Below are 21,466 nucleotides of genomic sequence, written 5' to 3'. Positions count from 1 at the left end.
AGTACCAAAGAGAGGACACAATGCAGGGTTCTGTGACAGAGTTTCTAAAACCGCGCCTGGTAGATATCGAGCAAGTGAGTTCGACGCACGCCAAGGTGACCCTTGAGCCTTTAGAGCGTGGCTTTGGCCATACTCTGGGTAACGCACTGCGCCGTATTCTGCTCTCATCGATGCCGGGTTGCGCGGTGACCGAGGTTGAGATTGATGGTGTACTTCATGAGTACAGCACCAAAGAAGGCGTTCAGGAAGATATCCTTGAAATCCTGCTCAACCTGAAAGGGCTGGCGGTGAGAGTTCAGGGTAAAGATGAAGTTATTCTTACTCTGAATAAATCTGGCATTGGCCCTGTGACTGCAGCCGACATCACCCACGACGGTGATGTTGAAATCGTCAAGCCGCAGCACGTGATCTGCCACCTGACCGATGAGAACGCAGCTATTAGCATGCGTATCAAAGTTCAGCGCGGTCGTGGTTATGTGCCGGCTTCTGCCCGAATTCATTCGGAAGAAGATGAGCGCCCAATCGGCCGTCTGCTGGTCGACGCATGCTACAGCCCTGTAGAGCGTATTGCCTACAATGTTGAAGCAGCGCGTGTAGAACAGCGTACCGACCTGGACAAGCTGGTCATCGAAATGGAAACCAATGGCACAATCGATCCTGAAGAGGCGATTCGTCGTGCGGCAACCATCCTGGCAGAACAACTGGAAGCTTTCGTTGACTTACGTGATGTACGTCAGCCGGAAGTGAAAGAAGAGAAACCAGAATTCGATCCGATCCTGCTGCGCCCTGTTGACGATCTGGAATTGACTGTCCGCTCTGCTAACTGCCTCAAGGCAGAAGCTATCCACTATATCGGTGATCTGGTACAGCGTACCGAGGTTGAGTTGCTGAAAACGCCGAACCTGGGTAAAAAATCTCTTACCGAGATTAAAGACGTGCTGGCTTCACGTGGTCTGTCTCTGGGCATGCGCCTGGAAAACTGGCCACCAGCAAGCATTGCTGACGAGTAACCGGATCACAGGTTAAGGTTTTACTGAGAAGGATAAGGTCATGCGCCATCGTAAGAGTGGTCGTCAACTGAACCGCAACAGCAGCCATCGCCAGGCTATGTTCCGCAACATGGCAGGTTCACTGGTTCGTCATGAAATCATCAAGACGACCCTGCCTAAAGCGAAAGAGCTGCGTCGCGTAGTTGAGCCGCTGATTACTCTTGCCAAGACTGACAGCGTTGCTAATCGTCGTCTGGCATTCGCCCGTACTCGTGATAACGAGATCGTGGCAAAACTGTTTAACGAACTGGGCCCGCGTTTCGCGAGCCGTGCCGGTGGTTACACTCGCATTCTGAAGTGTGGCTTCCGTGCAGGCGACAACGCGCCGATGGCATACATCGAGCTGGTTGATCGTTCAGAGAAAGCAGAAGCTGCTGCAGAGTAATCTGTAGTAACGTAAAAAAACCCGCCTCGGCGGGTTTTTTTATATCCGCAGAATCTCCACTTATTTACAATGTCTGTATCTTTTCTGCTCATCCCCTGGAGATCATTATGTGGTTGCTCGATCAGTGGGCTGAACGCCATATTAGCGATGCCCAAAACAAAGGCGAGTTTGAAAATCTCCCCGGTAGCGGTGAGCCACTGGTGCTGGACGATGATTCACACATTCCCCCTGAATTACGAGCCGGTTATCGCTTACTGAAAAACGCAGGTTGTTTACCCCCTGAACTTCAGCAACGCAATGAAGCCGTCGAGCTTGCCGATCTGCTTAAAGGCATTCATAAGAATGACCCGCGGTACTCCGAAATCAGCCGTCGATTAGCGCTCATCGAAATAAAACTGCGCCAGACGGGAATGAATACTGACTTTTTGCATGGTGAGTACAGTGAAAGGTTAATGCAAAAAATAAACGAGGAGTAGCCATGTACCGCATAGGTGAACTTGCGAAGCTTGCTAACGTAACGCCGGATACTATCCGCTACTACGAAAAGCAGCAGATGATCGATCATGAGGTCAGAACAGAAGGTGGATTTCGCCTTTATACGGATAACGACCTCCAACGCCTTCGTTTTATCCGCTATGCCCGGCAACTCGGCTTCACGCTGGAGTCGATCCGTGAACTGCTGTCGATCCGTATCGATCCTGAACATCATACGTGTCAGGAATCTAAAAGCATCGTTCAGGCCCGGCTGGATGAAGTTGAAGGACGAATTCAGGAGCTGCAGGCCATGCAACGATCTCTACAAAGGCTGAATGACGCGTGCTGCGGTACTGCTCACAGCAGTGTTTATTGCTCAATACTGGAAGCCCTTGAACAGGGCGCCAGTAGTGAAACTCAGGGTTGTTGATTTTTTATCAGCCACGGACTAGACTCCCGCCGACATTAACTATGCTCAGGAGAAATGATGAGCCGCTATCAGCATACTAAGGGACAAATTAAGGATAACGCCATTGAGGCATTGCTTCACGACCCGCTTTTTAGACAGCGTGTTGAGAAGAACAAGAAGGGAAAAGGGAGTTATTTGCGTAAAGGTAAACATGCACAACGTGGTAACTGGGAGGCCAGTGGCAAGCAAGCTAATCGCTTTTTTACCACTGGCCTTTCTGTTTCTCTCGCCTGATTAAACGCGGTTATTCTGCTCTTTTAACAGATCGCGAATTTCAGTCAGTAAGACTTCTTCTTTAGTTGGTGCTGGCGGGGCAGCAGCCGGTTCTTCTTTTTTACGGTTAAGTCTGTTGATAAGTTTGATCGCCATGAAAATGGCAAATGCCACGATCACGAAATCAAATACGTTCTGAATGAATACGCCGTAGTGCATTACAACCGCAGGGATATCGCCCTGAGCTTCCCGAAGGGTGAAGGCGAATTGTTTGAAATCAATGCCTCCAATCAACAGTCCTAACGGCGGCATAATAATGTCGGCGACTAATGATGAAACGATCTTACCGAACGCCGCACCAATAATGACACCCACAGCCAAATCCACCACATTCCCGCGCATCGCAAATTCGCGAAATTCTTTAATAAAACTCATTATGTTCTCCTTGTGCCAGCTGACGCCTATAAGTTTAACAAATGATTAGCTAATTGCCATTGGGGATAAATAATCGTTATGAAAAATAAAAGGCATGAAAATTAGAAGGTTAATATTTGGGTGCCCTCGTCTGAGCACCCAAATCATTACAGGAAGAACGGGCTTGGCTGGAATAAACGCTCGACGTCGGTAATAAATTTTTTATCGGTCAGGAACATAATAACGTGGTCACCCTGCTCAATACGTAAATTATCATTGGCGATCATCACATCATTACCTCGCACTACTGCGCCGATAATGGTGCCTGGTGGAAGTTTAATTTCATCGATTGCGCGACCAACAACGCGTGACGTCGTTTCATCCCCGTGAGCGACGGCTTCAATGGCTTCAGCAACACCACGACGAAGAGATGACACGCCGACAATATCCGCTTTACGCACATGGCTTAGCAGGGCAGAGATGGTGGCTTGCTGGGGTGAAATAGCAATATCAATTACGCTACCCTGTACCAGATCGACATAAGCCTTACGCTGGATAAGCACCATAACTTTTTTCGCCCCCATACGTTTAGCGAGCATGGCGGACATAATATTCGCTTCGTCGTCGTTGGTGACGGCAATAAAAAGATCAACCTGATCGATATGCTCTTCGGCCAGCAATTCCTGATCCGAAGCATCGCCATAAAACACGATGGTATTCTGAAGTTTTTCAGCCAGCTCTGACGCGCGTTGTTGATCCCGTTCGATCAGCTTCACGCTGTAGTCTTTTTCCAGCCGTCTCGCCAGACCTGCGCCAATATTACCGCCGCCAACCAGCATAATACGTTTATACGGTTTTTCGAGACGCTGTAGTTCACTCATCACCGCACGGATATGCTGAGAAGCCGCAATAAAGAAGACTTCATCCCCGGCTTCTACAATGGTGGAACCTTGCGGACGAATAGGTCTGTCGTGACGGAAAATCGCCGCAACACGCGTATCGATATGTGGCATATGCTCGCGCATTGTCGACAGGGCATTACCAATCAGCGGGCCCCCGTAATAAGCCTTCACGACCGCCAGGCTTACTTTCCCTTCAGCAAAGTTCACAACCTGCAACGCGCCCGGGTACTCAATCAGACGATAAATACTGTCGATAACCAGCTGTTCAGGCGCAATAAGATGGTCGATGGGTACCGCTTCGGAATTAAACAGCTTCTCCGCATCCCGGACATAGTCCGGAGAACGAATGCGGGCGATGCGGTTTGGGGTGTTGAAAAGCGAGTAGGCCACCTGACATGCAACCATGTTGGTTTCATCAGAACTGGTTACTGCAACCAGCATGTCGGCATCGTCCGCGCCCGCTTCCCGAAGCACACGTGGATGAGAGCCGTGCCCCTGAACAACGCGGAGGTCGAACTTGTCCTGCAAAACGCGCAGGCGATCGCCATTGGTATCCACAATGGTGATATCGTTGTTTTCGCCCACGAGATTTTCCGCCAGCGTTCCGCCAACTTGCCCTGCGCCCAGAATGATAATTTTCATCTTTTGTGACCTGTTCTCAACATCACTCTTTGATTAGCTTAGCGTAAAAGAAACCATCACCCTCTTCTGCGCCCGGCAGGTTTTGCAGACCCGGGTGCTCAGGCGTTCCCGTATCGTGCAGCGTAGCGTCCGGGGTGCGTTTCAGGAAAGCCGCAATTTGCTGACTGTTCTCTTCCGGGAGAACAGAGCAGGTTGCATACACCAGGGTTCCGCCGGGTTTGAGATGCGGCCAGATGGCATCCAGAATTTCGGATTGCAACTGGGCAAGCTCCTTGATATCACGATCGCGACGCAGCCATTTGATATCGGGATGACGACGAATCACGCCGGTTGCTGAGCAGGGGGCGTCCAGCAAAATGCGATCGAACCGGGTATCACCACACCAGTCAGCGGGTTTGCGTCCATCGCCTTGCTTAACCTGTGCTTTCATACCCAGACGCTTAAGGTTGTCATAGACGCGTGAAAGGCGCTGCTCATCAACATCCACGGCCATCACGCTGGCCTGCGGCGCCACTTCCAGGATGTGCGTTGTTTTCCCCCCTGGCGCTGCACAGAGATCGAGGATCTGCTCCCCGTCTTTCGGCTCAAGCCAGGTCATGCAGCCCTGAGCAGATGCGTCCTGTACCGTTACCCAGCCCTCTTCAAAACCGGGTAATGCATGTACCGGTGCAGGGGAGGCTAAACGAACCGCATAAGGATAAGCAGCGTGTGTGAAGCCGCTCATTCCGGCCTCTTCCAGCAGGGCCAGCCATGCGTCGCGTGTATGATGGTTACGATTGACGCGTAACCACATCGGCGGACGTTGATTATTGGCATCCACAATGTCTTGCCATTGCTGTGGGTAGGCTTTTTTAAGGCGATTCAGCAGCCATTCAGGGTGAAGGAAGCGCGCTTCGCTTTGCGCAAATTCTGCCAGCAGTTCGTCCTGCTGACGCTGGAACTGACGCAGCACGCCGTTGATCAATCCTTTTAGCTGAGGACGTTTAATCGCAACGGCACCCTCCACTGTCTCGGCCAGCGCAGCATGAGGTGGAATGCGGGTATGAAGAAGCTGGTAGAAACCGACCATGATCAAATAATGCACGGTACGCTGCTTGCCGCTCATCGGGCGTGACATCAGCTTGTTAATCAACCACTCAAGCTGAGAGAGGGTGCGCAGCACGCCAAAGCACAGCTCCTGAAGCAGGGCTTTGTCTTTATCGGAAACCTTTTGTTGCAGTGGAGGCAGGACATTACTCAGTGACTGGCCCTGCTCGATAACCTGCTCAACGGCCTGAGCCGCCATAGTGCGTAGATTTTGTCTTTTCATAACCGTAAAAATAAAAATGCCCGGAAACACCGGGCCTTAAGAATAAATTTGTTCAGGCAAGGCGATTGCCAGGGATGAACCATTCACGACGAGAATTTAATAGATCCTGCGCGCTCATTGCCTTTTTACCGGCCGGTTGCAGCGATTCAAGATTCAGTATCCCTTCTCCGGTCGCAACCTGGATACCGTTTTTGCTGGCGTCGATAATCGTACCGGGCTCTGCCGATGCATTGCCGTTAATAACTGAAGCTTTCCAGACTTTCACTGGCTGCTCATCAATCATCAACCAGCTCATCGGCCATGGATTAAAGGCGCGGATGCAGCGTTCGAGTTGAGCTGCTGACAGGGACCAGTCGATCCGGGCTTCTTCTTTACTCAGTTTCTCAGCATAGGTCACCTGTGCCTCATCCTGCACTTCAGGTGTCGCTGTATTGTCAGCAAGCTGTTGCAGCGTCTCAATCAGCCCCTGCGGGCCGAGATCCGCCAGCTTGTCATACAGCGTGGCGCTGGTATCTTCTGCGGTGATGGGACACGCCAGTTTATACAGCATGTCGCCCGTGTCTAAACCTACGTCCATCTTCATGATTGTCACGCCAGTTTCAGCATCGCCTGCCCACAGAGCGCGCTGAATAGGGGCTGCACCACGCCAGCGTGGGAGCAAAGAACCATGAACGTTAACACAGCCCAGGCGGGGCATATCAAGTACCGCTTTCGGCAGAATGAGGCCGTAAGCCACAACTACCATCACGTCCGCGTTCAGGTCTGCCACTAACTTATGGTTTTCCTCAGGTCGTAATGACGCAGGCTGGAAAACCGGTAAACCATGTGTTTCTGCCAGTACCTTAACCGGGCCAGGCATCAGTTTTTTACCGCGGCCAGCCGGACGGTCCGGCTGAGTAAATACGCCAACAATCTGATGGCCAGACGTTAACAGCGCGTCGAGATGACGCGCTGCAAAATCAGGGGTACCCGCGAAGATTATACGTAGTGATGTAGACACGTTATTCCTTGTATCCGGGGGCGTTAAGCGCGAGAACGCAAACGATCCAGTTTCTCAACTTTCTGACGAATACGCTGTTGCTTCAGAGGTGAGAGGTAATCGATAAACAGTTTACCGACCAGGTGATCCATCTCATGCTGAATGCAAATTGCCAGCAGATCGTCGGCTTCCAGCTCAAACGGATTGCCGTCACGATCCAGTGCGCGGATTTTAACTTTTTCGGCACGTGGCACCAAAGCGCGCTGTTCAGGGATAGACAGACAGCCTTCCTCAATACCTGTTTCGCCGCTTTTTTCCAGCAGCTCAGGGTTGATCAGCACCAGGCGCTCATCACGATTTTCAGAAACGTCGATCACAATAATACGTTTGTGAATGTCTACCTGGGTCGCGGCAAGGCCAATGCCTTCTTCAGCGTACATGGTATCGAACATATCATCGACGATACGCTGAATTTCTGCATTCACTTCTTTAACCGGTTCCGCGACGATGCGAAGGCGCTCGTCAGGAATATGTAACACTTGCAAAACTGCCATAAATTTCCAGAGTCGTGTTCAGGAGTTGATAAGAATATTACTTCTATTCTAGACAAATCCCCGGTCGATTGACAGCATCAGTGACCAATCGCAAAGATTGCTGAGGCTGCTTATGGCAGGGAAAAGGATGACGTCCACAGAGATATGGTTACGGCTTATAAACATTGGGTCGTTATACGGTGATGCGATGCTGGAGATTGCGCAGAGGCTGCTTCGCCAGGCAACCGTCGATGCTGAAGCTGTCAACGCGTCAGGGCTTTCGCCCAAACATGCCGTAAAGTTTTTTTCGTTCAGTGAGAGTGAGCTTGAACGTAGTCTGGAATGGCTGGAACACGCCGACAACCACCTTCTCACGGCGGATGATCCTCGCTTCCCGCCATTGTTGCGTTCTATCCCTGATTTTCCCGGGGCGCTATTTGTGCGAGGCCGCGTTGACGTGCTTAATAGCATGCAGCTTGCGGTTGTGGGCAGCCGTGCGCCCTCGTGGTATGGCGAGCGTTGGGGGAAAATGCTGAGCGAACAGCTGTCCCAATGTGGCTTTACGATCACCAGTGGTCTGGCTTGCGGCATCGACGGTGTAGCACATCATGCGGCGTTGTCTGCAAAAGGGCGAAGTGTCGCCGTGCTTGGCAATGGTCTTTTTAGTCTCTATCCGCGTCGTCATCACATTCTGGCTGAGCAACTTATCGCTTCAGAGGGGACAATAGTGTCTGAGTTTTCACTCTCAACACCGCCCAGACCGGGTAACTTTCCACGGCGTAACCGGATCATCAGTGGGTTAAGCCAGGGTGTGCTGGTGGTCGAAGCTGCGATTCGGAGTGGATCGCTGGTTACCGCAAGGTGCGCACTGGAGCAGGGGCGTGAAGTTTTTGCGCTGCCCGGCCCGTTGGGGAACCCCGGCTGCGAAGGCCCTCACTGGCTGATAAAACAGGGGGCGACGCTGGTGACCTGCAAAGAAGATATCCTTGAAAATTTGCAGTATGGACTGCATTGGTTGCAGGATGATCTCCAAAAGCGACATATTTCATCGGATCAGGAGGCAGTAGCATTGCCATTTCCCAAGCTCCTGGCTAACGTAGGAGATGAGGTAACACCTGTTGACGTTGTCGCTGAACGTGCCGGCCAACCTGTGCCAGTAACGGTAGCACAGCTACTCGAACTGGAGTTAGCAGGGTGGATCGCAGCTGTACCCGGCGGCTATGTCCGATTAAGGAGGGCATGCCATGTTCGACGTACTGATGTATTTGTTTGAGACTTACATCCACAACGAAGCAGAAATGCAGGTGGATCAGGACAAATTAACACGGGATCTGACCGACGCAGGTTTTGAGCGGGAAGATATATATAATGCGTTGATGTGGCTGGATAAGTTGGCTGATTATCAGGACGGCCTCGCCGAACCGATGCAGCTTGCTTCTGACCCATTGTCTGTGCGCATCTATACAGCTGAAGAGTGTGAAAGGCTGGATGCCAGCTGCCGGGGATTCATTTTATTCCTCGAGCAGATTCAGGTGCTAAACCTCGAAACGAGAGAGATGGTGATAGAGCGCGTCATGGCGCTGGATACTGCTGAGTTTGAACTGGAAGATCTGAAATGGGTGATCCTGATGGTTCTGTTCAACATTCCAGGCTGTGAAAATGCCTATCAGCAAATGGAAGAATTACTCTTTGAAGTGAATGAAGGTATGCTGCATTAATTCTATGTGCAGCAACAAGAGTTGTTATGGCCAAATCAGCACTCTTCACGGTGCATAAAAACGAGCCCTGCCCACAGTGCGGGGCAGAACTTGTTATTCGGTCCGGGAAACACGGTCCGTTTCTCGGTTGTTCACACTATCCGGAATGTGATTATGTCCGTCCCCTGAAAAGCCAGGCGGATGGACATATCGTCAAAATTCTGGAGGGACAGCTTTGTCCTCTCTGTGGCGGTGAACTGGCGCTGCGGCAGGGGCGGTTCGGGATGTTTATCGGATGCAGCCGCTACCCGGAGTGTGAACATACGGAACAAATTGATAAGCCAGATGAAACGGCAATTGCCTGCCCTCAGTGCCAGCGTGGCCAATTGGTGCAGCGGCGCTCTCGTTATGGCAAGACCTTCCATTCGTGCGATCGCTATCCTGAATGCCAGTTCGTCATCAATTTCAAACCAGTAGCGGGCGTCTGCTCTCATTGCGATTATCCGTTACTTATAGAGAAGAAAACCGCGCAAGGCTTGAAACGCTTTTGCGCCAGTAAACAATGTGGAAAGCCGGTTTCGGCGGATCAAATCAGTGAATAATAACCTGCCATCAGGCTCCATCGCGCAGGCGGTGGAAATCCTGAAAAAAGAAGAAGTCATCGCCTATCCAACAGAAGCCGTTTTCGGGGTCGGGTGTGATCCTGACAGCGAAGTCGCCGTTAACCGTCTGCTGGCGCTAAAACAGCGGCCTGTCGAAAAAGGATTGATTTTGATCGCTGCGAACTACGAGCAGCTTAAGCCTTATATTGATGATTCCATGCTGACACCTGCACAGCGGGAAACCATTTTCTCTGCGTGGCCTGGTCCCGTGACGTTTGTTTTTCCTGCACAGCCGACAACGCCGCGCTGGTTAACCGGGCGTTTCGATTCACTCGCGGTACGTGTCACCGACCATCCGCTGGTGGTGGAGTTATGCCAGGCGTTTGGTAAACCTCTGGTTTCAACCAGCGCCAACCTGACCGGGCTTCCCCCTTGTCGGACAACCGAAGAAGTTCTGGCGCAGTTCGGGAATGATTTCCCGGTAGCCGTGGGTGAAACCGGTGGTCGTCTTAACCCGTCAGAAATTCGCGATGCCTTGACCGGCGAACGTTTTCGCCAGGGATAATGTGATGGAAACCTATGCTGTTTTTGGTAACCCGATCGCGCACAGCAAGTCGCCTCTGATCCATCGGCTGTTTGCGGAGCAATTGCATATAGATCACCCGTATGGTCGGGTTCTTGCGCCTGTTGATGCATTTATACCGACGCTGAATAGCTTTTTTGATGCGGGTGGTAAAGGTGCGAACGTCACGGTGCCTTTTAAAGAAGAGGCTTTCGGGCGCGCGGATGAACTGACCGAACGTGCGTCGCTCGCTGGCGCCGTCAATACTCTTAAGCGGCTTGAAGATGGTCGCCTTCTGGGCGATAACACCGATGGGATTGGTTTACTCAGCGATCTGGAGCGATTGTCGTTTATTAAACCAGGCTTTCGGATCCTGCTGATCGGCGCGGGTGGCGCCTCGCGCGGCGTATTGCTTCCTCTTCTTTCGCTGGATTGTGCGGTGACAATCACCAACCGTACTTTCTCCAGAGCAGAAGAGCTGGCGGCGTTGTTCGCACACACAGGCAGCGTAGCTGCGGTAGCACCTGACGATCTCGCGCGTCACGAATTTGATCTTGTGATTAATGCCACCTCAAGCGGTATTAATGGAGAGATCCCGGCGATTCCTGCATCCCTGATTCATTCCCACATCTACGCCTATGACATGTTTTATCAAAAAGGGAAAACGCCCTTTCTGACCTGGTGCGAACAACAGGGGGCAAAACACGTGGCTGATGGTCTGGGAATGCTGGTGGGGCAGGCGGCTCATGCGGTGCTACTCTGGCATGGCCTGTTACCCGCTGTAGAACCGGTGATTGAAAAGCTCAAACAGGAACTGACGGCGTGAATCAGGCGATTCATTTTCCCGACAGAGAAATCTGGGATGAAAACAAGCAAGCGGTTTGTTTCCCGGTGCTGGTGCATGGTATGCAGCTTACCTGTGCGATTAAAGGGGAAACGTTGCTTCAGCGCTTTGGGGGGGCAGATCCGTTAGCGGTCTTTTGCGAAAATCGCTGGGACCTGGAAGAGGATGCCAGCGATTTGATCCGCGATCAGCAGGAAGACGATCAGGGTTGGATCTGGTTATCCTGATCCAGATAGTCATTTTTCCATTTAACGTAATTGTTCGCTGAGTATTTCAATCCTTCGATCTCCGTCTCTTTTAGGGGGCGGATCTGTTTAACCGGGCTGCCTAAATAGAGATACCCACTTTCAAGACGCTTGTTTTGCGGAACAAGACTCCCTGCGCCAATCATTACGTCATCTTCTACAATGACGCCATCCAGCAAAATCGATCCCATCCCAACGAGAACCCTGTTACCGATCGTGCAGCCGTGGAGCATCACTTTATGGCCGACGGTAACATCTTCCCCAACAATGAGCGGGTTGCCCTCAGGGTTATAAGATGACTTATGAGTCACATGCAACACGCTGCCGTCCTGAATATTGGTGCGTGCACCGATTGCAACGTAGTTAACATCGCCCCGGATCGCGACAAGTGGCCAGATGCTGACATCATCGGCCATGCGAACATCACCAATGACCACGCTGCTGGCATCGATCATCACGCGATCGCCTTTTTGGGGGAACAGATGTTTATAAGGACGTAATACTGCAAACATATCTACCTCGATACAGATGAGCGTTATTAAAGAAGACTTTGATCGTATTCCTGGAGCGAGGCAAGGCAAAATGCGTCAATTTTTAAGCGGATCGGGTGGGTTTTCAGCGAAAAGCACGGAAAATCATCAGTTGGAAAAAAAGATCTAAAAAATACTTGTGCTAAAAACTGGGATCCCTATAATGCGCCTCCATCGACACGGCAGATGTGAATCACTTCACAGACTACCCGGTCGGTTGAAGAGAAAAATCCTGAAATAACGGGTTGACTCTGAAAGAGGAAAGCGTAATATACGCCACCTCGCGACAGAGCGCTGAAGCGCGTCGCAACTGCTCTTTAACAATTTATCAGACAATCTGTGTGGGCACTCAAAGTGACATGGATTCTTAACGTCGCAAGACGAAAAATGAATACCAAGTCTCTGAGTGAACATACGTAATTCATTACGAAGTTTAATTCACGAGCATCAAACTTAAATTGAAGAGTTTGATCATGGCTCAGATTGAACGCTGGCGGCAGGCCTAACACATGCAAGTCGAACGGTAACAGGAAGCAGCTTGCTGCTTCGCTGACGAGTGGCGGACGGGTGAGTAATGTCTGGGAAACTGCCTGATGGAGGGGGATAACTACTGGAAACGGTAGCTAATACCGCATAACGTCGCAAGACCAAAGAGGGGGACCTTCGGGCCTCTTGCCATCGGATGTGCCCAGATGGGATTAGCTAGTAGGTGGGGTAACGGCTCACCTAGGCGACGATCCCTAGCTGGTCTGAGAGGATGACCAGCCACACTGGAACTGAGACACGGTCCAGACTCCTACGGGAGGCAGCAGTGGGGAATATTGCACAATGGGCGCAAGCCTGATGCAGCCATGCCGCGTGTATGAAGAAGGCCTTCGGGTTGTAAAGTACTTTCAGCGGGGAGGAAGGCGACAGGGTTAATAACCCTGTCGATTGACGTTACCCGCAGAAGAAGCACCGGCTAACTCCGTGCCAGCAGCCGCGGTAATACGGAGGGTGCAAGCGTTAATCGGAATTACTGGGCGTAAAGCGCACGCAGGCGGTCTGTCAAGTCGGATGTGAAATCCCCGGGCTCAACCTGGGAACTGCATTCGAAACTGGCAGGCTAGAGTCTTGTAGAGGGGGGTAGAATTCCAGGTGTAGCGGTGAAATGCGTAGAGATCTGGAGGAATACCGGTGGCGAAGGCGGCCCCCTGGACAAAGACTGACGCTCAGGTGCGAAAGCGTGGGGAGCAAACAGGATTAGATACCCTGGTAGTCCACGCCGTAAACGATGTCGACTTGGAGGTTGTGCCCTTGAGGCGTGGCTTCCGGAGCTAACGCGTTAAGTCGACCGCCTGGGGAGTACGGCCGCAAGGTTAAAACTCAAATGAATTGACGGGGGCCCGCACAAGCGGTGGAGCATGTGGTTTAATTCGATGCAACGCGAAGAACCTTACCTACTCTTGACATCCAGAGAACTTAGCAGAGATGCTTTGGTGCCTTCGGGAACTCTGAGACAGGTGCTGCATGGCTGTCGTCAGCTCGTGTTGTGAAATGTTGGGTTAAGTCCCGCAACGAGCGCAACCCTTATCCTTTGTTGCCAGCGGTTAGGCCGGGAACTCAAAGGAGACTGCCAGTGATAAACTGGAGGAAGGTGGGGATGACGTCAAGTCATCATGGCCCTTACGAGTAGGGCTACACACGTGCTACAATGGCGCATACAAAGAGAAGCGACCTCGCGAGAGCAAGCGGACCTCATAAAGTGCGTCGTAGTCCGGATTGGAGTCTGCAACTCGACTCCATGAAGTCGGAATCGCTAGTAATCGTGGATCAGAATGCCACGGTGAATACGTTCCCGGGCCTTGTACACACCGCCCGTCACACCATGGGAGTGGGTTGCAAAAGAAGTAGGTAGCTTAACCTTCGGGAGGGCGCTTACCACTTTGTGATTCATGACTGGGGTGAAGTCGTAACAAGGTAACCGTAGGGGAACCTGCGGTTGGATCACCTCCTTACCTTAAAGAACCTGCCTTTGCAGTGCTCACACAGATTGTCTGATGAAAAGTAAATAGCAAGGCGTCTTGCGATTGAGACTGTACGTCCCCTTCGTCTAGAGGCCCAGGACACCGCCCTTTCACGGCGGTAACAGGGGTTCGAATCCCCTAGGGGACGCCACTTGCTGGTTCGTGAGTGAAAGTCACCTGCCGTCATATCTCAAAACTGACTTGCGAGTCATGTTTGAGATATTTGCTCTTTAAAAATCTGGATCAAGCTGAAAATTGAAACGACACACAGCTCATGTGTGTTCGAGTCTCTCAAATTTTCGCAATCAGAAGTGAAACATCTTCGGGTTGTGAGGTTAAGCGACTAAGCGTACACGGTGGATGCCCTGGCAGTCAGAGGCGATGAAGGACGTGCTAATCTGCGAAAAGCGCCGGCGAGGTGATATGAACCTTTGACCCGGCGATGTCCGAATGGGGAAACCCAGTGCAATTCGTTGCACTATCGTTAACTGAATACATAGGTTAACGAGGCGAACCGGGGGAACTGAAACATCTAAGTACCCCGAGGAAAAGAAATCAACCGAGATTCCCCCAGTAGCGGCGAGCGAACGGGGAGCAGCCCGGAGTCTGAATCAGCTTGTGTGTTAGTGGAACGGTCTGGAAAGTCCGACGGTACAGGGTGATAGTCCCGTACACGAAAGCACACTTGCTGTGAACTCGAAGAGTAGGGCGGGACACGTGGTATCCTGTCTGAATATGGGGGGACCATCCTCCAAGGCTAAATACTCCTGACTGACCGATAGTGAACCAGTACCGTGAGGGAAAGGCGAAAAGAACCCCGGCGAGGGGAGTGAAAAAGAACCTGAAACCGTGTACGTACAAGCAGTGGGAGCCTCTTTATGGGGTGACTGCGTACCTTTTGTATAATGGGTCAGCGACTTATATTCTGTAGCAAGGTTAACCGTATAGGGGAGCCGAAGGGAAACCGAGTCTTAACTGGGCGTTAAGTTGCAGGGTATAGACCCGAAACCCGGTGATCTAGCCATGGGCAGGTTGAAGGTTGGGTAACACTAACTGGAGGACCGAACCGACTAATGTTGAAAAATTAGCGGATGACCTGTGGCTGGGGGTGAAAGGCCAATCAAACCGGGAGATAGCTGGTTCTCCCCGAAAGCTATTTAGGTAGCGCCTCGTGAATTCATCTTCGGGGGTAGAGCACTGTTTCGGCTAGGGGGCCATCCCGGCTTACCAACCCGATGCAAACTACGAATACCGAAGAATGTTATCACGGGAGACACACGGCGGGTGCTAACGTCCGTCGTGAAGAGGGAAACAACCCAGACCGCCAGCTAAGGTCCCAAAGTCATGGTTAAGTGGGAAACGATGTGGGAAGGCACAGACAGCCAGGATGTTGGCTTAGAAGCAGCCATCATTTAAAGAAAGCGTAATAGCTCACTGGTCGAGTCGGCCTGCGCGGAAGATGTAACGGGGCTAAACCATGCACCGAAGCTGCGGCAGCGACACTATGTGTTGTTGGGTAGGGGAGCGTTCTGTAAGCCGTTGAAGGTGTGCTGTGAGGCATGCTGGAGGTATCAGAAGTGCGAATGCTGACATAAGTAACGATAAAGCGGGTGAAAAGCCCGCTCGCCGGAAGACCAAGGGTTCCTGTCCAACGTTAATCGGGGCAGGGTGAGTCGACCCCTAAGGCGAGGCCGAAAGGCGTAGTCGATGGGAAACAGGTTAATATTCCTGTACTTGGTGTTACTGCGAAGGGGGGACGGAGAAGGCTATGTCAGCCGGGCGACGGTTGTCCCGGTTTAAGCATGTAGGCGGAGGTTCCAGGTAAATCCGGTACCTTATTAACGCTGAGGTGTGATGACGAGGCACTACGGTGCTGAAGTGATAAATGCCCTGCTTCCAGGAAAAGCCTCTAAGCATCAGGTAACACGAAATCGTACCCCAAACCGACACAGGTGGTCAGGTAGAGAATACCAAGGCGCTTGAGAGAACTCGGGTGAAGGAACTAGGCAAAATGGTGCCGTAACTTCGGGAGAAGGCACGCTGATATGTAGGTGAAGTCCCTGCGGACGGAGCTGAAATCAGTCGAAGATACCAGCTGGCTGCAACTGTTTATTAAAAACACAGCACTGTGCAAACACGAAAGTGGACGTATACGGTGTGACGCCTGCCCGGTGCCGGAAGGTTAATTGATGGGGTTAGCGGCAACGCGAAGCTCTTGATCGAAGCCCCGGTAAACGGCGGCCGTAACTATAACGGTCCTAAGGTAGCGAAATTCCTTGTCGGGTAAGTTCCGACCTGCACGAATGGCGTAATGATGGCCAGGCTGTCTCCACCCGAGACTCAGTGAAATTGAACTCGCTGTGAAGATGCAGTGTACCCGCGGCAAGACGGAAAGACCCCGTGAACCTTTACTATAGCTTGACACTGAACACTGGTCCTTGATGTGTAGGATAGGTGGGAGGCTTTGAAGCGTGGACGCCAGTCTGCGTGGAGCCAACCTTGAAATACCACCCTTTAATGGCTGGTGTTCTAACGTAGACCCGTAATCCGGGTTGCGGACAGTGTCTGGTGGGTAGTTTGACTGGGGCGGTCTCCTCCCAAAGAGTAACGGAGGAGCACGAAGGTTGGCTAATCCTGGTCGGACATCAGGAGGTTAGTGCAATGGCATAAGCCAGCTTGACTGCGAGCGTGACGGCGCGAGCAGGTGCGAAAGCAGGTCATAGTGATCCGGTGGTTCTGAATGGAAGGGCCATCGCTCAACGGATAAAAGGTACTCCGGGGATAACAGGCTGATACCGCCCAAGAGTTCATATCGACGGCGGTGTTTGGCACCTCGATGTCGGCTCATCACATCCTGGGGCTGAAGTAGGTCCCAAGGGTATGGCTGTTCGCCATTTAAAGTGGTACGCGAGCTGGGTTTAGAACGTCGTGAGACAGTTCGGTCCCTATCTGCCGTGGGCGCTGGAGAATTGAGGGGGGCTGCTCCTAGTACGAGAGGACCGGAGTGGACGCATCACTGGTGTTCGGGTTGTCATGCCAATGGCACTGCCCGGTAGCTAAATGCGGAAGAGATAAGTGCTGAAAGCATCTAAGCACGAAACTTGCCCCGAGATGAGTTCTCCCTGAGACTTTAAGTCTCCTGAAGGAACGTTGAAGACTACGACGTTGATAGGTCGGGTGTGTAAGCGCAGCGATGCGTTGAGCTAACCGATACTAATGAACCGTGAGGCTTAACCTTACAACGCCGAAGATGTTTTGGCGAAGAGAGACAGACACGATTTTCAGCCTGATACAGATTAACAGAATTTGCCTGGCGGCTTTAGCGCGGTGGTCCCACCTGACCCCATGCCGAACTCAGAAGTGAAACGCCGTAGCGCCGATGGTAGTGTGGGGTCTCCCCATGTGAGAGTAGGGAACTGCCAGGCATCAAATTTAGCGTGCTGATATGGCTCAGTTGGTAGAGCGCACCCTTGGTAAGGGTGAGGTCCCCAGTTCGACTCTGGGTATCAGCACCACTTTATACTTAGGTTAAAGTTCGGCAAGAAGTAAAAGAATTTGTCTGGCGGCTTTAGCGCGGTGGTCCCACCTGACCCCATGCCGAACTCAGAAGTGAAACGCCGTAGCGCCGATGGTAGTGTGGGGTCTCCCCATGTGAGAGTAGGGAACTGCCAGACATCAAACAAGTAGAAAGGCCATCCGAAAGGATGGCCTTTTTGCGTTATGCCCTCAGCTAAACCAATTTCCTTATCAGATATTCCAACGAGTGCCGTTAATACCTTACTTGACGTATTAAAGCGTCTTAACCCAGCTATAAATGAATTCACGGAATGCATAATGCTTACTCGCAGCAGCGTTAAATCAATTCAGTGATTCAGACGGAGGTTGTATGGGTAAGGAAATAGGGCTATAAAAAAACAGGATACTGAATCTAAAAATTATCTGATGATATCTGAGAGGGGAAATATACATCCCTTTGATTAGATAAAATAAAAGCGCGGCGATGGCCGCGCTTTTAAAAGGATTATTTAGTCAGGGCGACAATACCGAGAGTCAGGCCAGCTATTGCTGCGGCGCCACCGGCAATCGCACCTGCTGTTTCCCAGTTATCCTGGGTAGTCCCCTTCATACAGGTATTGGTGTGAACCAGTCGCCCCTGATCGTCGTATACCGGTACACAGGGAGAGTCGTGCGCGCAACCCGCAAGCAGCGCAGCGAGGAGTGCAACGGAAAGGAATCTTTTCATGATGTTACCTCAATATGATCGCTTATTCGCTTAAGAGCCGATGCGGCAATTTACGAATTGATGATTATTTTACCACCGCACTAATACCATACAGCACGGGGAATAATCTCAAATTGTGTGGATTGTAAAAATCATGGAGAAAAAAGAGGGGCGTTGATTATTTATGGAGGAAATGTGAAGAGATGTCTTTTTATTAGAATGCTGACAGGAAATTAAAAAGGCACCAGAGGTGCCTTTATGATTTTCATTAATCCTTATGCTTTGTAAACCGTCTCCGGACAACAACGAAGAAAACAGGAACAAAGAAAATGGCCAGCAGAGTGGCTGACAGCATCCCGCCCATCACGCCCGTCCCGACAGCGTTTTGTGCCCCACTACCTGCGCCACAACTGATGACCAGAGGCATCACACCAAGGATAAATGCCAGAGAGGTCATCAGGATAGGGCGCAGACGCATACGTGAGGCTTCCAGCGTGGCTTCAATAATCCCTTTGCCTTCTTTATCCATAAGATCCTTGGCGAACTCAACGATCAGTATGGCGTTTTTGGCTGATAAACCAATTGTCGTAAGCAGACCAACCTGGAAGTAAACGTCATTGTTCAGCCCACGTATTGATGCAGCCAGAAGCGCGCCGATCACCCCCAGGGGCACAACCAGCATGACCGAGAATGGAATTGACCAGCTTTCATAGAGAGCCGCCAGACACAGGAACACCACAATCAGTGAAATGGCATACAGTGCTGGAGCCTGATTTCCGGAAAGACGTTCCTGATAAGACATCCCCGTCCAGTCGTAGCCAATTCCGGAAGGCAGTTTCGACGCAAGGCTTTCCATCATCTCCATTGCCTCACCGGTACTTTTGCCTGGCGCAGACTCACCGAGGATCTCCATTGATGGCATCCCATTGTAACGTTCCAGACGAGGTGAGCCGTACACCCAGTGAGAGCTGCTAAAGGCAGAGAAAGGCACCATTTCGCCGTTAGCACTACGCACATACAGGTCGTTAATATCTCCTGGTAACATACGGAAGCGAGCATCAGCCTGGACATAAACTTTTTTCACGCGTCCATGATCGATAAAGTCGTTCACATAAGTGCCACCCAATGCTGTTGAGATGGTCTGATTGACATCAGATATGCTCACACCCAGCGCCTGGGCCTTCTCCTGGTCGACATCCAGTTTGTACTGTGGCGTATCTTCCAGTCCGTTAGGACGCACGCGGACCAGTAAGTCAGGATGTTCCCTTACCATGCCAAGCAGTTGGTTACGTGCCTGCGTGAGCTGCGTATGTCCCAGGTTTGCCTGGTCAATCAGTTCAAAGTCAAAGCCTGTTGCGGTACCCAGTTCAATAATGGCAGGGAGGTTAAACGGAAATACAAGACCATCTTTGATCTGGCTAAACGCTTTCGTTGCGCGGCTGACAATCGCCTCAACGCCGTTTTCCTTGCCCGGGCGTTCTTCCCATGGCTTCAGGCTGACGAAAGCGATACCGGAGTTCTGCCCCTGCCCGCTAAAGCTAAATCCGTTTACGGTAAAGACCGATTCAACGTTCGCTTTCTCTTTCGTCAGATAATAGTCCTGAACCTGATCGAGTACCTGCTGGGTACGCATCTGCGTCGCCCCTGCCGGCAGCTGAACCATCGTCATAAACACCCCCTGATCCTCTTCCGGCAGGAAGGAGGAAGGCAGGCGCAGGAACAGTATTGCCATGCCGCCGACGATGATGACGTAAACCAGCAGATAGCGTCCGGTCTTACGTAAAATGCCGCTCACGCTGTTGCTGTAGTGCTCCACGCTCTTATCAAAAAGCGCGTTAAACCAGCCGAAGAATCCACCTTTCTTTTCATGATGGTCGCTGGAAACCGGTTTGAGCAGCGTTGCACATAAAGCAGGCGTTAATATCAACGCCACCAGCACCGATAAGGCCATCGCGGAGACAATGGTCAGCGAGAACTGGCGATAGATAGCCCCGGTTGAACCTCCAAAAAATGCCATCGGAATAAACACCGCTGAAAGCACCATGGCAATGCCCACCAGAGCGCCCTGGATTTGCTCCATCGACTTCTGGGTCGCCTCTTTTGGCGGCAGCTTGTCCTCAACCATGACGCGTTCTACGTTCTCAACCACCACGATGGCATCATCGACGAGCAAACCTATCGCCAATACCATCCCGAACATCGTCAGGGTGTTAATGGAGAAACCAAACGCAGCCAGTACTGCAAAGGTACCCAGTAGCACCACGGGCACGGCAATAGTCGGAATAAGGGTCGCCCGCAGGTTTTGCAGGAACAAGTACATCACCAGGAACACGAGAACGATCGCTTCAAACAGCGTCTTCACCACTTCATGGATTGAGATCTTCACGAAAGGTGTGGTGTCGTACGGATAAACGACTTTCAGGCCCTGAGGGAAGAAGGGCTGCAACTGCGCCAGTTTACTCTTAATGGCGGCAGCGGTATCCAGCGCGTTTGCGCCAGTCGCCAGCTTGATCCCGAGCCCCGTTGCTGCCTGGCCATTGATTTTGGTGACCATGTTGTAGTTTTCGCCACCCAGCTCAATGCGGGCCACATCTTTCAGGTGGACCATTGAACCGTCCTGGTTCACCTTCAGCGTCACACGGCCAAACTCCTCCGGTGATTTCAGGCGCGTTTGAGCAATAATTGAGGCGTTCAGTTGCTGCCCTGGTACGGACGGCGTTCCTCCCAACTGGCCCGCAGCAATCTGGTCGTTCTGCGTTTTCAGTTGGTTAATGACATCCAACGGCGTGAGCTGATATTTATTCATCGCGTTGCTGTCCAGCCAGATGCGCATTGCATACTGCGCACCGAACAGCTGCACATCACCGACGCCGGAAGTACGGCTGATCGCATCTTTTACGTTAGAAGCGACATAGTCGGAGATATCATCCTGAGTGAGGTTTTTATTATCCGACACAAATCCCGCGACCAGCAGGAAGCTGCTGCTGGATTTTTCCACGCCGATCCCCTGTTGCTGTACTTCTTGCGGTAGCAGCGGCATAGCGAGCTGGAGTTTGTTCTGAACCTGCACCTGCGCGATATCAGGATCCGTACCCGACTCGAACGTCAGGGTGATGGTGACGTTACCGGCAGAATCACTGGTGGACGACATGTACATCAGATTGTCGATTCCGTTCATGTTCTGTTCGATAACCTGCGTCACGGTATCCTGGACCGTCTGGGCATCAGCGCCAGGGTAGGTCGCTGTCACCGCAACTGCTGGCGGCGCAATGGTTGGATATTGCGCCACCGGCAGTTTTAAAATGGCCAGCCCGCCCGCAATCATCAGAATGATGGAGAGCACCCAGGCGAAAACAGGCCGTTGAATAAAGAAATTAGCCATCTCGTTA

At 51.7% G+C, this 21,466-nt stretch carries 19 protein-coding genes, 2 tRNA genes and 4 rRNA genes; 17 read left to right on the top strand and 8 right to left on the bottom strand.

Features of this window, described 5'->3' with window-relative positions:
• The first annotated feature begins 20 nt into the window (after window positions 1–20).
• The 5 genes from BFV65_RS19270 to BFV65_RS19250 all read left to right on the top strand — a co-directional run bounded on the left by BFV65_RS19270 (window position 21) and on the right by BFV65_RS19250 (window position 2,611).
• Window positions 21–1,010: a DNA-directed RNA polymerase subunit alpha gene (locus tag BFV65_RS19270; RefSeq protein WP_002919219.1), complete on the top strand. Its 990-nt coding sequence runs from the start codon at window positions 21–23 to the stop codon at window positions 1,008–1,010.
• A gap of 40 nt (window positions 1,011–1,050) precedes the next feature.
• Window positions 1,051–1,434 carry a 50S ribosomal protein L17 gene (gene rplQ / locus BFV65_RS19265; RefSeq protein WP_001216368.1) on the top strand — a complete coding sequence of 128 codons (384 nt, stop codon included), beginning with the start codon at window positions 1,051–1,053 and terminating at the stop codon, window positions 1,432–1,434.
• A 107-nt stretch (window positions 1,435–1,541) separates the two neighbouring features.
• The gene (locus tag BFV65_RS19260; RefSeq protein WP_022649586.1) at window positions 1,542–1,910 is read left to right on the top strand and encodes a DnaJ family domain-containing protein; all 369 of its coding nucleotides are present in this window, start codon (window positions 1,542–1,544) and stop codon (window positions 1,908–1,910) included.
• 2 nt (window positions 1,911–1,912) lie between these two features.
• Window positions 1,913–2,338, top strand: a complete 426-nt coding sequence (gene zntR / locus BFV65_RS19255; RefSeq protein ID WP_003863328.1) for a Zn(2+)-responsive transcriptional regulator — start codon at window positions 1,913–1,915, stop codon at window positions 2,336–2,338.
• A 57-nt stretch (window positions 2,339–2,395) separates the two neighbouring features.
• Window positions 2,396–2,611, top strand: a complete 216-nt coding sequence (locus BFV65_RS19250; protein WP_022649585.1) for an alternative ribosome-rescue factor A — start codon at window positions 2,396–2,398, stop codon at window positions 2,609–2,611.
• On the opposite strand, the gene mscL is transcribed toward BFV65_RS19250, so the two are convergent.
• The 5 genes from mscL to def all read right to left on the bottom strand — a co-directional run bounded on the left by mscL (window position 2,612) and on the right by def (window position 7,390).
• Complete coding sequence (mscL, locus tag BFV65_RS19245) at window positions 2,612–3,025, bottom strand: large-conductance mechanosensitive channel protein MscL (protein ID WP_003863335.1); 414 nt, start codon at window positions 3,023–3,025, stop codon at window positions 2,612–2,614. It lies immediately after the preceding gene.
• A 146-nt stretch (window positions 3,026–3,171) separates the two neighbouring features.
• Window positions 3,172–4,548, bottom strand: coding sequence for a Trk system potassium transporter TrkA (gene trkA / locus BFV65_RS19240; protein ID WP_003863337.1), 1,377 nt, complete (start codon window positions 4,546–4,548; stop codon window positions 3,172–3,174).
• A 22-nt stretch (window positions 4,549–4,570) separates the two neighbouring features.
• Complete coding sequence (gene rsmB / locus BFV65_RS19235) at window positions 4,571–5,857, bottom strand: 16S rRNA (cytosine(967)-C(5))-methyltransferase RsmB (RefSeq protein WP_069597118.1); 1,287 nt, start codon at window positions 5,855–5,857, stop codon at window positions 4,571–4,573.
• Window positions 5,858–5,909: 52 nt separating this feature from the next.
• The gene (gene fmt / locus BFV65_RS19230; RefSeq protein WP_069597006.1) at window positions 5,910–6,857 is read right to left on the bottom strand and encodes a methionyl-tRNA formyltransferase; all 948 of its coding nucleotides are present in this window, start codon (window positions 6,855–6,857) and stop codon (window positions 5,910–5,912) included.
• Between the two features lie 23 nt (window positions 6,858–6,880).
• Window positions 6,881–7,390, bottom strand: a complete 510-nt coding sequence (gene def / locus BFV65_RS19225; protein ID WP_006812188.1) for a peptide deformylase — start codon at window positions 7,388–7,390, stop codon at window positions 6,881–6,883.
• A 127-nt stretch (window positions 7,391–7,517) separates the two neighbouring features.
• On the opposite strand from def, the gene dprA reads away from it, so the two are divergent.
• Genes dprA through BFV65_RS19195 form a run of 6 tightly spaced genes read left to right on the top strand, consistent with a single transcriptional unit; the run spans window position 7,518 to window position 11,301 of the window.
• On the top strand, window positions 7,518–8,642 hold the full coding sequence (gene dprA, locus BFV65_RS19220) for a DNA-protecting protein DprA (RefSeq protein ID WP_038416821.1): 1,125 nt from the start codon (window positions 7,518–7,520) through the stop codon (window positions 8,640–8,642).
• Window positions 8,614–9,087 carry a DUF494 family protein Smg gene (smg, locus tag BFV65_RS19215; RefSeq protein ID WP_000460665.1) on the top strand — a complete coding sequence of 158 codons (474 nt, stop codon included), beginning with the start codon at window positions 8,614–8,616 and terminating at the stop codon, window positions 9,085–9,087. Before dprA ends, smg begins: the two co-directional genes overlap by 29 nt.
• Before the next feature lie 26 nt (window positions 9,088–9,113).
• On the top strand, window positions 9,114–9,668 hold the full coding sequence (locus BFV65_RS19210) for a DNA topoisomerase family protein (RefSeq protein ID WP_023298754.1): 555 nt from the start codon (window positions 9,114–9,116) through the stop codon (window positions 9,666–9,668).
• Entirely contained in the window at window positions 9,661–10,233 is a 573-nt protein-coding gene (tsaC, locus tag BFV65_RS19205; RefSeq protein ID WP_022649580.1) for an L-threonylcarbamoyladenylate synthase type 1 TsaC, read from the top strand. The genes BFV65_RS19210 and tsaC overlap by 8 nt, the downstream gene beginning before the upstream one ends.
• A 4-nt stretch (window positions 10,234–10,237) precedes the next feature.
• Complete coding sequence (gene aroE / locus BFV65_RS19200) at window positions 10,238–11,056, top strand: shikimate dehydrogenase (RefSeq protein ID WP_023307090.1); 819 nt, start codon at window positions 10,238–10,240, stop codon at window positions 11,054–11,056.
• Window positions 11,053–11,301 (top strand): DUF1488 family protein, encoded by a 249-nt coding sequence (locus BFV65_RS19195; RefSeq protein WP_022649578.1) that lies wholly within the window; start codon window positions 11,053–11,055, stop codon window positions 11,299–11,301. The genes aroE and BFV65_RS19195 overlap by 4 nt, the downstream gene beginning before the upstream one ends.
• On the opposite strand, the gene BFV65_RS19190 is transcribed toward BFV65_RS19195, so the two are convergent.
• Window positions 11,277–11,831 (bottom strand): gamma carbonic anhydrase family protein, encoded by a 555-nt coding sequence (locus BFV65_RS19190; RefSeq protein ID WP_069597005.1) that lies wholly within the window; start codon window positions 11,829–11,831, stop codon window positions 11,277–11,279. The genes BFV65_RS19195 and BFV65_RS19190 overlap by 25 nt on opposite strands.
• Before the next feature lie 473 nt (window positions 11,832–12,304).
• Between BFV65_RS19190 and BFV65_RS19185 the strand changes: the two genes are divergently transcribed.
• From BFV65_RS19185 to rrf (BFV65_RS19160), 6 genes are all read left to right on the top strand, one after another.
• Window positions 12,305–13,846, top strand: a 16S ribosomal RNA gene (locus BFV65_RS19185).
• An 84-nt stretch (window positions 13,847–13,930) separates the two neighbouring features.
• Window positions 13,931–14,006 (top strand) — tRNA-Glu (locus tag BFV65_RS19180).
• Between the two features lie 182 nt (window positions 14,007–14,188).
• Window positions 14,189–17,093, top strand: a 23S ribosomal RNA gene (locus BFV65_RS19175).
• 71 nt (window positions 17,094–17,164) lie between these two features.
• Window positions 17,165–17,280: ribosomal RNA gene (rrf, locus tag BFV65_RS19170) — 5S ribosomal RNA — on the top strand.
• Between the two features lie 14 nt (window positions 17,281–17,294).
• Window positions 17,295–17,370, top strand: a tRNA-Thr gene (locus BFV65_RS19165).
• Window positions 17,371–17,413: 43 nt separating this feature from the next.
• A 5S ribosomal RNA gene (gene rrf / locus BFV65_RS19160) occupies window positions 17,414–17,529 on the top strand.
• The 16S, 23S and 5S rRNA genes sit together here with 2 tRNA genes alongside, the layout of an rRNA operon.
• A gap of 347 nt (window positions 17,530–17,876) precedes the next feature.
• Here the strand turns inward: rrf (BFV65_RS19160) and BFV65_RS19155 are convergent.
• Both BFV65_RS19155 and BFV65_RS19150 read right to left on the bottom strand, forming a co-directional pair.
• Entirely contained in the window at window positions 17,877–18,098 is a 222-nt protein-coding gene (locus BFV65_RS19155; protein ID WP_003860364.1) for a lipoprotein, read from the bottom strand.
• 247 nt (window positions 18,099–18,345) lie between these two features.
• On the bottom strand, window positions 18,346–21,459 hold the full coding sequence (locus tag BFV65_RS19150) for an efflux RND transporter permease subunit (RefSeq protein WP_069597004.1): 3,114 nt from the start codon (window positions 21,457–21,459) through the stop codon (window positions 18,346–18,348).
• Window positions 21,460–21,466 lie beyond the last annotated feature (7 nt).

Origin of the sequence: Enterobacter hormaechei subsp. hoffmannii (assembly GCF_001729745.1) — a bacterium.
Classification (GTDB): Bacteria; Pseudomonadota; Gammaproteobacteria; order Enterobacterales; family Enterobacteriaceae; genus Enterobacter; species Enterobacter intestinihominis.
The sequence above is the reverse complement of the archived record's forward strand: the minus strand, read 5'-3'. Positions and strand labels throughout refer to the sequence as shown.

Bases quoted from the DNA above. Each gene is read 5' to 3' on its own strand.
- BFV65_RS19270 (WP_002919219.1), top strand. From the start codon at position 21: ATGCAGGGTTCTGTGACAGAGTTTCTAAAACCGCGCCTGGTAGATATC.
- rplQ (WP_001216368.1), top strand. From the start codon at position 1,051: ATGCGCCATCGTAAGAGTGGTCGTCAACTGAACCGCAACAGCAGCCAT.
- BFV65_RS19260 (WP_022649586.1), top strand. From the start codon at position 1,542: ATGTGGTTGCTCGATCAGTGGGCTGAACGCCATATTAGCGATGCCCAA.
- zntR (WP_003863328.1), top strand. From the start codon at position 1,913: ATGTACCGCATAGGTGAACTTGCGAAGCTTGCTAACGTAACGCCGGAT.
- BFV65_RS19250 (WP_022649585.1), top strand. From the start codon at position 2,396: ATGAGCCGCTATCAGCATACTAAGGGACAAATTAAGGATAACGCCATT.
- mscL (WP_003863335.1), bottom strand. From the start codon at position 3,025: ATGAGTTTTATTAAAGAATTTCGCGAATTTGCGATGCGCGGGAATGTG.
- trkA (WP_003863337.1), bottom strand. From the start codon at position 4,548: ATGAAAATTATCATTCTGGGCGCAGGGCAAGTTGGCGGAACGCTGGCG.
- rsmB (WP_069597118.1), bottom strand. From the start codon at position 5,857: ATGAAAAGACAAAATCTACGCACTATGGCGGCTCAGGCCGTTGAGCAG.
- def (WP_006812188.1), bottom strand. From the start codon at position 7,390: ATGGCAGTTTTGCAAGTGTTACATATTCCTGACGAGCGCCTTCGCATC.
- dprA (WP_038416821.1), top strand. From the start codon at position 7,518: ATGACGTCCACAGAGATATGGTTACGGCTTATAAACATTGGGTCGTTA.
- smg (WP_000460665.1), top strand. From the start codon at position 8,614: ATGTTCGACGTACTGATGTATTTGTTTGAGACTTACATCCACAACGAA.
- BFV65_RS19210 (WP_023298754.1), top strand. From the start codon at position 9,114: ATGGCCAAATCAGCACTCTTCACGGTGCATAAAAACGAGCCCTGCCCA.
- aroE (WP_023307090.1), top strand. From the start codon at position 10,238: ATGGAAACCTATGCTGTTTTTGGTAACCCGATCGCGCACAGCAAGTCG.
- BFV65_RS19190 (WP_069597005.1), bottom strand. From the start codon at position 11,831: ATGTTTGCAGTATTACGTCCTTATAAACATCTGTTCCCCCAAAAAGGC.
- BFV65_RS19155 (WP_003860364.1), bottom strand. From the start codon at position 18,098: ATGAAAAGATTCCTTTCCGTTGCACTCCTCGCTGCGCTGCTTGCGGGT.
- BFV65_RS19150 (WP_069597004.1), bottom strand. From the start codon at position 21,459: ATGGCTAATTTCTTTATTCAACGGCCTGTTTTCGCCTGGGTGCTCTCC.